Annotated in this window: 9 protein-coding genes and 1 tRNA gene; 6 read left to right on the top strand and 4 right to left on the bottom strand. The window is 63.9% G+C overall.

Annotated features, from left to right (window positions below; translation table 11 throughout):
* Together ACZ1JM_RS12665 and ACZ1JM_RS12670 are read right to left on the bottom strand one after the other, a co-directional pair.
* Positions 1-762 carry a sulfite exporter TauE/SafE family protein gene (locus tag ACZ1JM_RS12665; protein ID WP_465132752.1) on the bottom strand — a complete coding sequence of 254 codons (762 nt, stop codon included), beginning with the start codon at positions 760-762 and terminating at the stop codon, positions 1-3.
* 42 nt (positions 763-804) lie between these two features.
* On the bottom strand, positions 805-3606 hold the full coding sequence (locus ACZ1JM_RS12670; protein WP_465132753.1) for a bifunctional diguanylate cyclase/phosphodiesterase: 2802 nt from the start codon (positions 3604-3606) through the stop codon (positions 805-807).
* Positions 3607-3945: 339 nt separating this feature from the next.
* Between ACZ1JM_RS12670 and kdpF the strand changes: the two genes are divergently transcribed.
* Genes kdpF through ACZ1JM_RS12700 form a run of 6 tightly spaced genes read left to right on the top strand, consistent with a single transcriptional unit; the run spans position 3946 to position 11820 of the window.
* Positions 3946-4035: a K(+)-transporting ATPase subunit F gene (kdpF, locus tag ACZ1JM_RS12675; RefSeq protein ID WP_465132754.1), complete on the top strand. Its 90-nt coding sequence runs from the start codon at positions 3946-3948 to the stop codon at positions 4033-4035.
* Between the two features lie 12 nt (positions 4036-4047).
* A complete protein-coding gene (kdpA, locus tag ACZ1JM_RS12680; protein ID WP_465132755.1) occupies positions 4048-5751 on the top strand; it encodes a potassium-transporting ATPase subunit KdpA in 1704 nt (567 codons plus the stop codon).
* Positions 5752-5761: 10 nt separating this feature from the next.
* A complete protein-coding gene (gene kdpB / locus ACZ1JM_RS12685; protein ID WP_465132756.1) occupies positions 5762-7798 on the top strand; it encodes a potassium-transporting ATPase subunit KdpB in 2037 nt (678 codons plus the stop codon).
* A gap of 37 nt (positions 7799-7835) precedes the next feature.
* Positions 7836-8426, top strand: a complete 591-nt coding sequence (kdpC, locus tag ACZ1JM_RS12690; RefSeq protein WP_465132757.1) for a potassium-transporting ATPase subunit KdpC — start codon at positions 7836-7838, stop codon at positions 8424-8426.
* Positions 8423-11113 carry a DUF4118 domain-containing protein gene (locus tag ACZ1JM_RS12695; protein ID WP_465132758.1) on the top strand — a complete coding sequence of 897 codons (2691 nt, stop codon included), beginning with the start codon at positions 8423-8425 and terminating at the stop codon, positions 11111-11113. The genes kdpC and ACZ1JM_RS12695 overlap by 4 nt, the downstream gene beginning before the upstream one ends.
* Positions 11110-11820, top strand: coding sequence for a response regulator (locus tag ACZ1JM_RS12700; RefSeq protein ID WP_465132759.1), 711 nt, complete (start codon positions 11110-11112; stop codon positions 11818-11820). Before ACZ1JM_RS12695 ends, ACZ1JM_RS12700 begins: the two co-directional genes overlap by 4 nt.
* 30 nt (positions 11821-11850) lie before the next feature.
* On the opposite strand, the gene ACZ1JM_RS12705 is transcribed toward ACZ1JM_RS12700, so the two are convergent.
* Positions 11851-11926: transfer RNA gene (locus tag ACZ1JM_RS12705), tRNA-Val, on the bottom strand.
* Positions 11927-12057: 131 nt separating this feature from the next.
* Positions 12058-12648 carry a DoxX family protein gene (locus ACZ1JM_RS12710; RefSeq protein WP_465132760.1) on the bottom strand — a complete coding sequence of 197 codons (591 nt, stop codon included), beginning with the start codon at positions 12646-12648 and terminating at the stop codon, positions 12058-12060.
* Positions 12649-12653: the final 5 nt, after the last annotated feature.

Raw genomic sequence — 12653 nt, forward strand, 5'->3', positions numbered from 1 at the left:
TCAGGCGTAGGCTCGCACGAAGAACGCAATGGTGATGATCACTGCAAGAGCTACCGTGGCTGCGCGTACCCGTTGGGCTGGCATACGCGTTGCCAGGTGTGCTCCCAGATAGCCGCCCGCCATCGCTGCAGGTGCCAGGAACAGGACCTGACGCCAGGCCACGGCGTTCATGACGGCGAAGATGACGATGGCGGTCGTGTTGGCCGCGTTCACCAGAAGCACGCGCGGGCCTTGCAGGCTTTTGATGTCCGCCGTCGTGACGATGCTCCAGAACGCCATCATCATCAAGCCCACGGCGCCACCGAAATAGCCTCCATAAATGCCCAGCACGAACTGGCCCGCCACGATACCAACCGGTCCACACTGAGCGGCACCGCCCAGTTGCGCAGCGATACGCCTGCCGCAGGCCAGGGCCAGCGTCGCCACCAGCAATAGCCACGGCAGGACACGGTCGAACAGGGTGGTCGGCGTGGCCAGCAAGAGAACGCTTCCGATCAATCCCCCGACGAGGGAAACGATCGCCAGTTGCCGCAGCGAAGCACCGGCTACATGCCCGGTTTCGGCGGCCATCCCTTTTCGATAGACCCACGCGCTTGCGATGCCGCCAGGATAGAGGGCAACGCTGCTGGATGCATTGGCCATGACCGGAGGGAGCCCGGAAGCGATCAGCGCCGGTAAGGTTACGAACGACCCGCCCCCTGCCATGGCGTTCATCGCCCCGCCGACAAGACCGGCGCCGATCAGGAGAATGTCAGCGTTCACCCTGTTGCTTTTGACCCCGCGCAGACGGCGGCGCAATACGCATCAGGGCAGCGCCGCTCGCTCCAGTTCAGCCGGTGGTTCGTTGGAGCCCGGAGCAGCACCAGGACGTCCGAAATAATAGCCCTGTGCTTCGTCGCAGCCGTGTTCTTTGAGCAGATCAAGCTGGTCGACGGTTTCTACCCCTTCCGCCAGCACCGGAACCTGCAGGCTCTGCCCAAGGGCCAGTACCGCCTTGATGATCGCCCGCGCCTGCGGACTGGTGCGCGAACGGGAGAGGAACGACTTGTCGATCTTTATCTTGTCGAACGGGAAGGAGTGCAGCGTATCGAGCGAGGAATAGCCCGTGCCGAAGTCATCAATGGCGATGCTGACGCCCAGTCCCTTGATCTGCCGAAGGAGATGCAAGGCGCGCTGCTTGTCGGAGATGATGGCGGTTTCGGTGATCTCCAGTTCAAGGCGACGGGGCGACAGGCCGGTTTCGACGAGGATCGAGCGAACGAGATCGACGAGATCGTTTTGCGAAAGCTGCACGGCCGATAGATTGACGGCTACTTTCAGATCGTCCGCCCAGCCCACGGCTTCGGCGCATGCCTGGCGAAGCACCCATTCGCCGATCCGGAAAATCTCCCCGGTTTCTTCGGCGATGGGGATGAAATCATCCGGCGCGATCTTGCCATGGGTTGGATGATCCCAGCGCAGCAGCGCTTCGTAGCCGGTCGTCTCACCCGTCGCGATGTCGTGCTGCGGCTGGTAGACGAGCCACATCTCGTTGCGATCGAGCGCCTGACGCAGTTCGTTTGCGATCACGCGACGCGCGCGCGCGGTCTCGTCCATTTCCGGTTCGTAATACGCGATCCGTTCGCTGACATTGGCCTTGGCCCGATACATCGCGAGGTCCGCGTTGTTCAGCAATTGCTCGCGTTCGTCACCATCCTGCGGAAAGACCGCCACGCCGATGCTGGCGCCAAGGTAATAGCTGTTGTCCTCCGGGCCGAACGGGCTGGAGAAGCAACCCTCCAGCCGATCGAGGAACGACGTCAGGTCCGCTTTATCCCTAAAACGCTTGGCGGCCGCGAATTCGTCTCCACCAAGACGGGCGACGATCTCGCCTTCGCTCAGCACTTCGAGAAGACGGCGGGACAGGTGCTGGAGGGCAGTGTCCCCCGCTCCGTGTCCGCGGGTATCGTTGATTTCCTTGAAGCGATCGAGGTCGATCATCACGGCGGTCAACTGGTGGCCAAAATGACGGGCCTGATCCAGTTCGGAATCGATCCAGCGAGCGAAGTGCGACCGGTTCGGCAGCCCGGTCAGGCTATCGTGCATGGCCATGTGCGCGATCTTGGCGTCGGTGCGGCGGCGCTCCGTCACATCCTCGATCGTGGTCACCCACCCGCCGCCGGGCATCGCGCGGCTTACCATCGACACGATAAGACCGTCGGCCACTTCCAGCGTCAGGGGCACCCCGCTCGCATCCTGCTGGGTGCTGGCGAACACTTCGCGCAGATCCTCGATCCTATTTTGCGGGATGTCGGGGAATGTCAGGACGCTCAACGCGGTGCGGGCAACCTTGTCGACTGTCATTCCCAAAAGCCGGGCGTCCAGGTCGATGCCCCAGATCTCTGTGAAGCGCGGATTGACGAGCGCCAGCCGCTCATCCGGCCCGAACAGGCACAACCCCTGGTGCATGTTGCCCAGCGCCGCGTCCAATTGCTCGGTCGCCATGCGCAGGCGATCCTGATCTTCCTTGAACCGGCTCATGTCACGGGTGATCTTGGCGAAGCCGATATGGCGGCCGTCTTCGTCGCTGATCTTCTCTATCAGGACATGCGCCCAGAACAGCGTACCGTCCCGCCGCATGCGCCACCCCTCACCCCCGAACTTGCCCACTTCCCGGGCGACCGAGAGCGCACGAGCCGGGGCACCTTCGAGCCTGTCCGCCTGAGGGTAGAATGCCGACAGCGGCAGACCGATAGCCTGTTCGGCGGTGTAGCCCTTCAACCGCTCGGCACCGGCGTTCCAGTTGGCGACATTCCCGTTGCGGTCGAGCATGTAGATCGCGCAATCGGTGATCCCCTTGACCAGGATACTCATTTCCCGCTCTGTCGCCGAAACGGTTATGCGAGTGCGCCGCGCCATGTTGAGCACGACAATGCAGATCGTCAGCAACATCAGCGATCCGGCGCCGATCATCCCCGCCATGCTGTCACGCGAAAGCAGGATTCCGGTGCGTTCATCCAGCGGAGCCGGCACCAGTTTCAGCGCGGTCATGCCGGTGAAGTGCAGCAGCACGATCGACAGGGTCATGAACAGACCGGCGGCCGCCCCGCTGGTCGGCGAGCGTCGGCGAATGGCGAGTGACAAAGCGGGATACATCGGCAGTACCGCAAACAGCACCGAAGCGACGACATAACCGGTGCGCCAGGTCAGACGCGCCGGGAGTTCGAGCGCCTGCATGCCGATGTAATGCATCGCCGATATGCCGCCTCCGGCCAGCAGGCTGGCGATGATAAGATTCTTGCGGCTGGCACTGGCGACGACCGTCGAAAACGACATCGTCGTCAAGGCGATCGCCACCGCCAGCGAGATGACGGTGGCCGGTCCCTTGTATCCGGCGACGACACCGGTATCGTATCCCAGCATCGCCACGAAGTGCGTCGCCCAGATTCCGAAGCCGATGGCAATGCCTGCCCCGGCGATCCAGCGACCCGCTCCGTTGCCAGACAGATGGCGGGCATGGCGCAGGAACTGCACGGCGCTGGTCGTGGAGATGAGGCAGATCGTGGCTGCCAGCAGAACGAACCAGTAATTGTGCTGTTGCTGCACGCACAGCAGGACATCGAACATCGCGCAGAATCCCGAAATTGCGGGAAGGTGATAATTTGTCGTTGGTTAAGAGGGGCCTAAGCTTGTTGGCATTTGCCTGGGCGAAAGCGCGCAATTTGGTCGGTTTCCGTGCAATTCATATGAAAATACTATGCCCGTGCGATCGCCGTCCTCTCGAATTGCAACGCTGAGCGGGCCTAATTCCTCCACTGCAGCCGATTCGCTCCGCACCCATTGCGGAGGCGTGCTGCGGGAGCTTCGACATGCAGGACATCCTCTGGATCGGTCTCTTCCTCGGATTGCTGGCCGCTAGCCTTGGCTACGCGGCACTGTGCAGCCGCGCGTGAAGGATCGCAGACCATGACACTCGATCTTTTACTGGCTGCGATCACCGCGCTGGGCCTTCTCATCTACCTGGTCGCCGTGCTCGTGCGGCCCGAACGCTTCTAAGGGGGCGCTGCCATGACGTACCAGGGATGGCTGCTGATCGCGGCCTTCGTCGGCATCCTGCTGGCGCTCGCCAAGCCGATCGGGCTTTGGCTTTTCGCGCTTTACGAAGGGCGCAGGACACCGCTTCATGTGGTGCTGGGCCCGATCGAGCGGGGCTTCTACCGCCTGTCCGGCATCAATGCCGACGAGGACCAATCATGGCGCCGTTACGCGGTGCACATGTTGATTTTCAACGCAATGCTGCTGGCGCTTACGTATCTGGTGCTGCGCACGCAGGGGATGCTCCCGCTCAATCCCGAGGGGATGGGCGCGGTAAGCGAGCATCTGGCGTTCAACACGGCGGTCAGCTTCACTGCGAATACCAACTGGCAAAGCTACGGCGGCGAATCGACGATGTCGAACCTTAGCCAGATGCTGGTGCTGACCCTGCAGAACTTCCTGTCCGCCGCCACAGGCATCGCTTTGGCCTTCGCGCTGTTTCGTGGGTTCGCCCGCAGGAGCGCGAGCGGGATCGGCAACTTCTGGGCCGACGTCACCCGCGTCACGCTCTATCTGCTGCTGCCGCTCTCGGTCTTCATCGCCTTGTTCTACCTCGCCAGCGGCGTGCCGCAGACTCTTGCGGGATCGGTGGACGTGACCACGCTCGAGGGTGTGCGCCAGACACTCGCGCTCGGCCCGGTCGCTTCCCAGGAAGCGATCAAGATGCTGGGCACCAACGGCGGCGGCTTTTTCAATGCGAACTCGGCTCATCCGTTCGAGAATCCGACCGCACTCACCAATTTCATCCAGATGCTGTCGATCTTCGCGATCGGCACTGGCCTGACCTACACGTTCGGCAAAGCGGTGGGCAACACGCGCCAGGGCTGGGCGATCCTGGCCGCCATGATGGCGCTGTTCCTGGCCGGAACGACCGTCGCCTACTGGCAGGAAGCTGCGGGCAACCCGATCCTGCACCAGCTTGGCGCTGCGGGCGGCAATATGGAAGGCAAGGAAGTCCGCTTCGGCATCGCCTCTTCGGCGTTGTTCTCCGTCGTCACCACCGCAGCCTCATGCGGCGCGGTGAACGCCATGCTGGACAGCTTCACCGCGCTTGGCGGCCTGATCCCGCTGTTCAACATGCAACTGGGCGAAGTCGTGATCGGCGGCGTCGGGGCAGGTATCTATGGGTTCCTGCTGTTCGCCATCCTGGCCGTGTTCGTTGCCGGGCTGATGGTCGGTCGCAGCCCTGAATACGTTGGCAAGAAGATCGAAAGCCGTGAGGTGAAGCTGGCGGTGCTGGCCATCGCAGTGCTGCCCTTGGTCATCCTGGGCTTCTCGGCCACCGCTTCGGTGTTGACCGCAGGGCTTGCCGGGCCGCTGAACAAGGGACCGCACGGCTTCTCGGAAATCCTCTACGCCTTCACCAGCGCCGTCGCCAACAATGGTTCCGCGTTCGCCGGACTGTCCGCCAACACGCCGTTTTACAACGGGACGCTGGGGATCGCCATGTGGATCGGCCGGTTCTTCGTTATCATTCCGATGCTGGCGATAGCAGGCGGCCTGGCCGCCAAGAAGCACACGCCCGAAACGGCGGGCAGCTTCCCCACCACCGGGCTGCTGTGGACTGGCCTGCTGATAGGCATCGTGCTGATCGTCGGTGGCCTCACCTTCCTTCCCGGCCTCGCCCTTGGTCCCATCGCCGATCATTTCGCGATGATCCGTGGCCAGCTTTTCTAAGGATCCGCAAATGGCTCGGTCCGAATCCAAATCGCTTTTCACCGCAGACCTGATCGTCCCGGCGATCGGAGACGCTTTTCGCAAGCTCGATCCCCGCGAACTCATCCGCAACCCGGTAATGTTCACCACGGCCGTGGTCGCGGTGCTGCTGACCGTGTTGCTTATCGTGGGCCATGACAGCCTTGCCGCCGGCTTCAAGATCCAGCTGGTCCTGTGGCTTTGGCTGACCGTCCTGTTCGGTACCTTCGCCGAAGCCATCGCTGAAGGACGTGGCAAGGCGCAGGCGGCATCGCTGCGCGCGACCAAGGCTGAACTGATCGCCAAGCGCCTGAAGGACGGTAGCGACCGTTACGACGAAGTGGCTGCCAGCACTCTCAAGGTCGGCGACGTCGTTCTGGTGCAGACGGGCGACCTGATCCCCTCGGACGGCGAAGTCATCCGCGGCGTCGCGTCAGTAAACGAGGCGGCGATCACCGGAGAAAGCGCCCCCGTCATCCGCGAGGCGGGTGGTGACCGATCCGCCGTCACCGCCGGCACCCGCGTCATCTCCGATGAGATCCGCGTGCAGGTCACCGTCAATCCGGGACAGGGCTTCCTTGATCGCATGATCGCGCTTGTCGAGGGGGCGGAACGCCAGAAGACGCCGAACGAGGTCGCGCTGACGATCCTGCTGGTCGGGCTGACGATCATCTTCCTGATCGCGGTGGCGACGATCCCCGGATTTGCCAGCTATGCGGGCGGATCGATCCCTGTCTCGATGCTGGCCGCCTTGTTGATCACGTTGATCCCGACGACGATCGCTGCCCTGCTCTCTGCCATCGGCATCGCCGGGATGGATCGCCTCGTCCGGTTCAACGTGCTGGCCAAGTCGGGCCGCGCCGTGGAGGCGGCGGGCGACGTCGATGTATTGCTCCTCGACAAGACCGGAACGATCACCGTGGGCGACCGTCAGGCCACCGAATTTCGTCCGGTCGGCGGTGTCGACACAGGCGTTCTGGCCGAGGCGGCCCTGCTCGCCAGCCTGGCGGATGAAACACCGGAAGGCCGTTCCATCGTGGTGCTGGCGCGCGACAAGTTCGGCCAGACTGCCGCCGCCCTTCCTGACGGCGCGCAAGTCATCCCATTCACCGCGCAAACCCGCATATCCGGCGTCGATACCGGGGGCCGGGTCATCCAGAAGGGCGCGGTACAAGCGATCCTCAAAGCCAATCCCGGCGCCGGCGCAACCACCGCCGCCACCGAACTTCGCCGCGTGACCGATGAGATCGCCCGCGCCGGAGGCACTCCGCTCGCCGTGGCGATGGACGGCAGGCTGCTGGGCGCGATCTTCCTGAAGGACATCGTCAAGGCGGGCATCCGCGAACGGTTTGGCGAACTGCGCGCCATGGGCATCCGCACGGTAATGATCACCGGCGACAATCCTCTCACCGCCGCCTCCATCGCGGCCGAAGCGGGCGTGGATGACTTCCTTGCCGAGGCCACGCCGGAGGACAAGCTCGACCTGATCCGCCAGGAACAGCAGGGCGGTCGCCTTGTCGCGATGTGCGGCGATGGCACCAACGATGCCCCAGCCCTGGCACAGGCGGATGTCGGCGTCGCCATGAACACCGGCACCCAGGCGGCCAGGGAAGCGGGCAACATGGTGGATCTCGACAGCGATCCTACCAAGCTCATCGAAGTCGTGGGACTGGGCAAGCAGCTGCTGATGACCCGCGGCGCGCTGACGACATTCTCCGTCGCCAATGACGTTGCCAAGTACTTCGCGATCATCCCGGCGCTGTTCGTGGCACTCTATCCCGGGCTGGGCGTGCTCAACGTCATGGCCCTGGGATCACCGCAGAGCGCGATCCTGTCGGCCATCATCTTCAATGCGCTGATCATCCCGCTGCTCGTGCCGCTGGCTCTCAAAGGGGTGACTTACAAGCCGATGGGCGCGGGGCCGCTGCTTGCCCGCAACCTGGCGGTCTACGGCCTTGGCGGCCTGATCGCGCCCTTCGTGGGCATCAAGCTCATCGACCTCGTGGTGAACGGTGTGGGTCTGGCCTGATGCCGACCCTGCCCAACTGCCTTCAAGGACACCGACAATGAAATCCGAAATCCTTTCTTCGCTGCGACCGGCGCTGGTGATGACGCTGCTGTTCGCCGTCCTGCTCGGGCTTGCCTACCCCCTCGCCCTGACCGCTATCGGGCAGGTGCTGTTCCCGGCTCAGGCCAATGGCAGCCTCGTCACCGCCAATGGCAAGGTCATCGGTTCGCGCATCGTCGGACAGGCTTTCACGTCCGAGCGGTACTTCCACACTCGCCCGTCCGCTGCCGGCAAGGGCTATGACGGTATGGCTTCCTCCGGCTCCAACCTCGGCCCGACATCGCAAGTCCTTGCCGATCGCGTGAAGACCGACATCGCCACTCTTCAGACTGCGGCACCAGGCCGCTCCGTTCCCTCCGACCTGGTGACCACCTCCGCCTCGGGGCTTGATCCCGATATCACCCCCGAGGCGGCTTTGTATCAAGTGGATCGCGTAGCCCGCGCGCGATCGATCGAGCCGGAGGCGCTGCGCCGGCTCGTCGCGGGCAGCATTGACCAGCCGATCATGGGTTTCATCGGCGAACCGCGCGTCAATGTGTTCGAACTCAATCGACGGCTGGATGCACTTGGCGCTAAGCAGGCACGGTGACGCCGCTCGATCGCCCATCTCCCGAAGCCCTTCTGCGCGCCGCTGCGCAGGAGGGCCGTGGCCGCCTGAAGGTCTTTCTCGGCGCGGCGCCGGGTGTCGGCAAGACGTGGGAAATGCTCAACGAAGGGCACCAGCGTCGTGATGCCGGGATCGACGTGGTGGTCGGCGTAGTCGAAGCCCACGGTCGCCGCGAGACCGAGGCGCTGGTCGATGGCTACGAGGTAATCCCCCGCCGAACGGTGGATCACCGTGGCCACTCGCTGGGCGAAATGGACATCGACGCCATTCTCGAACGCTGCCCCGCGCTCGTGCTGGTGGACGAGCTTGCCCACACCAATGCGCCGGGAAGCCGCCATCCCAAACGCCATCAGGATGTCGAGGAACTCCTCGCCGCCGGGATCGACGTCTATTCGACGATCAACATCCAGCACGTCGAAAGCCTGAACGACGTCGTCGCCTCCTTCACCCGCGTAAGGGTGCGGGAAACCGTGCCGGACAGCGTGCTGGAACAGGCCGAGATCGAAGTGATCGACATTCCGCCCGACGAGCTGATCGAGCGGCTGAAGGAAGGCAAAATCTACGTCCCGCATGAGGCATCGCGGGCGCTGGGGCACTTCTTTTCCAAATCCAACCTCACCGCTTTGCGCGAACTGGCGCTGCGCCGCGCGGCGCAGGCGGTGGATGCGCAGATGCTGGACCATCTTCGCGCCAATGCCCTTGCCGGTACGTTTGCGGTGGGCGAGCGCATCGTCGTGGCGATCAGTGAGCATCCCCATGCCGCAGGGCTGGTCCGCGCCGGGAAACGGCTGGCCGACGCGCTGAAGGCGCCATGGTCCGCCGTTCATATAGAAACACAGCGTGATCAGTACTTTACCAGCGCCGATCGCATGCAGTTGGCCGACACCTTGGCCCTGGCGTCCAGACTGGGCGCGTCGACGGCCAGCGTGCCCGCCGCCAGCGTGGTGGAGGGCCTGCGCCAGTTCGCCGGTGATGCCCGGGCGACGCAGATCGTCATCGGCAAATCCACGCGATCCTGGTGGTTCGAGCTGCGCAACGGATCGGTGGTGGACCGGCTGGTCCGCACGCTGGGAGACGTTGCCATCCACGTTCTGCCCGCCACGGAGACGCCTGTCGGGCCAGCGAAAAAAGCGGCACCTAAAACGACATGGGGCAACCCGACAAACTATCTATGGTCGCTGTTGATGGTAGCGGCCATGACGATGCTGGGCCGGCTGCTGCTGGAAGCGATCGACCTCAGCAATATCGCTCTTCTGTTCCTGGTCCCGGTCATGTTCGCCGCCGCCACGTTCGGACTTCGCGCCGGACTGTTTGCAGCGATGGCGTCCAGTCTAGCGTACAATTTCTTCTTCCTGCCCCCCACCGGCACGCTGACGGTGAACAATCCCGAAAACGTCATTTCGGTTCTCGTCCTGCTCGGCGTCGCCATCGTCACCAGCCAGTTCGGCGCACGGGTGCGTGGTCAGGCCGATCTGGCGGGAGCCAGCGCGCGGCAGAATGCGGCGCTTGCCAGTTTTTCCGGAAGGCTGACCGCCGCCGTCACGCAGGAGGAACTGGTCCAGGCGATCTGTGCCGAAGTGGCGCGCCTGCTGAATGTGCGAACCGTGTTGCTGCTGCCATCCGCAGACGGACCGGTGTTGAGCGCCGCCTTCCCCCCCGAGGACCGGCTCGACCAGATCGAGCAAGCCGCCGCCCAGTGGGCGATCGACAACGAACAGCCCGCCGGGCGCGGGTCCGCCACGCTGACCGCCTCTGACTGGCTGTTCCACCCCCTGTGCGCGTCCACGGCTTCGGGCCGCGGCGTCCTGGGCGTCCTTGGCCTCGCGCGGCAGGATGCACATGAAGCGATCCGATCCGATCAGGTGCCGCTGTTGATGAGCCTGCTGGATCAGGCGTCCATCGCCTTCGATCGCATGGCGCTGGAAGAGGAAAATCTGAAAACCCAGGCGGTTGGGGAGCGGGATCGGTTGCGATCGGCCCTGCTTTCATCCGTCAGCCATGATCTGCGCACCCCCCTGACCACCATCATGTCCGCCGCGCAGGAGATGAAGCGCCACCCCTCGCCGGAACTGGCGGAAACCATCGGCACCGAAGCGCAGCGGCTCAATCGCTTCGTCGCGAACCTGCTGGACATGGCGCGGGTAGAGGCTGGCGCCTTGCCGATGAAGCCCGAGGCGACCGACCTGTTCGATGCTGTCGCCAGCGCGGTGCATGATACCCGCGCATCGTTGCAGGGCCACGAGGTGGACGTGCAGATCGCCCCGAACGTGCCGCTGGTCATGCTTGACCCGGTGCTGTTCCACCACTGCATGATCAACCTGCTGGACAACGCCGGGCGCTATGCCGATGCCGACACCCCCATCGTCATCCGCTGCCGCCGCCTGCCCGACGCATTGCTGCTGTCGATCCTCGACCAGGGGCCGGGCATTCCGCCAGGTCAGGAACGACGGGTGTTCGAGACGTTCATTCGCCTTGAAGGGTCCGATCGGGTGCGCCACGGCACTGGCCTTGGGCTGGCGATCGTCAAGGGGTTCACACAAGCCATGGGCCTGACGGTCGAAGCATCGAACCGCGACGATCGACCGGGCGAAACGGGCGGGGCCTGCTTTACCATCCGCATACCCGCCGCGCTTATCATCAGCGGCATCGATAACACGGACATACCATGAAATTGCGTCACAAGGTTCTGGTCGTTGACGACGAAGTCCATATCCGGCGGCTGATCTCCGCCGCCCTGGAGCGCTCAGACTACGGCGTCATCGAAGCGGAAAACGCAAAAGCGGCGCTCGCGTCCTTACGTTCGGAACGCCCGGATATCGTGCTGCTCGATCTGGGCCTGCCCGACCGCGACGGCCTGGAACTGGTGCCGTTGATCAAGCAGCAGGCCGATACCACCCTGATCGTCGTGTCCGCCCGCGAAGCGACGGAGGAAAAGGTCGCCGCGCTGGATCTTGGGGCGGACGACTATCTGACCAAACCGTTCGATACCGACGAATTGCTGGCGCGCGTGCGGGTGGCGCTGCGCAACCGGCTGGCGCGCGGCGGCGGGCTTGCCACGCTGAAAGTCGGCGATGTCACCATCGACATGCTGGCCCATACCATCACCAAGGCCGGGCAGGAGATTCACCTCACGCCCAAGGAGTATGCCGTCCTGTCGCAACTCGCGCGATTTCCCGGACGCGTCATCACCCATCGCCAGATGATGGAACACGTCTGGCCCAACGATGTGGAGCACCACGTGGAGTACCTGCGCGTGCTGGTGCGCGGCTTGCGCCAGAAGCTGGAAAGCGATCCGCAGCGCCCGCAGATCATCAGCAACGAATTGGGAATCGGCTATCGCCTGCGCATGGCTGGCGACGGAAACGTGCCGGAGTGACGCAGGGTTTCGCGCTAAGGACCATGGAAATGGTGGGCGGTGAGGGGCTCGAACCCCCGACCCTCTCGGTGTAAACGAGATGCTCTACCAACTGAGCTAACCGCCCGCTTGCGCGTTAGCGGGCCTATTGCCGGGTTTCGCGCCTCCGTCAACTCCCCGAATCCGACCGAGCGTCACGGGCATAAAAAATGGGCCGCTGCACTCGGCATCGGCCCATCCTTATTCCGTCTTGCCCGCTTACCAGTCGAAGAAGCGGTTGCGGCGGCGCACTTCGGGAACGCCATCGCCGTTCACGTCCGTTACGACCGTGCGAGGCTGATGGACAGTGCCGGTGGTCGTGGTCGCCACGCCGCCGGTCTCCAGCGCATCGGCGCGTGCTTCGGCTTTCGCGGCGCGAAGCTCGGCGTCGTGGATTCGCTCCTCGGCAGTACGGGCGGCGACTTCGCCGCGCCGGGCCGAGCGCAGGGCGTAATAGTGGCTCCACATCTGGCTGTGGGCAAAGGCCAGGGCCAGTCCGCCGATGATCGCCAGGTTCTTCAGCAGCATGGCCTGCTGCATCGGATCACCAATCTGGGCATGGAAAAACAGGATGGTCAGCGCGGTGAATCCAGCCAGCAGGATGGAGACCAGACGCACCATGAAACCAGCCGCCAGACACAGACCGGCGATCAGTTCGAACAGGGCCACTGGCAGCGCAAGGCCGGAGGGCAGGCCCGCCGCGACGATGGTCGTGTTGGTGGCCCCAAGGTCCATCAACTTGCCGGCACCTGAGAATATGAAGATCAGGGCGATCAGGAAACGCCCGATTATGGCAGCGATCTTGGACAAGGCAC

The sequence above is a fragment of the Novosphingobium sp. BL-S-24 genome (genome assembly GCF_055521575.1).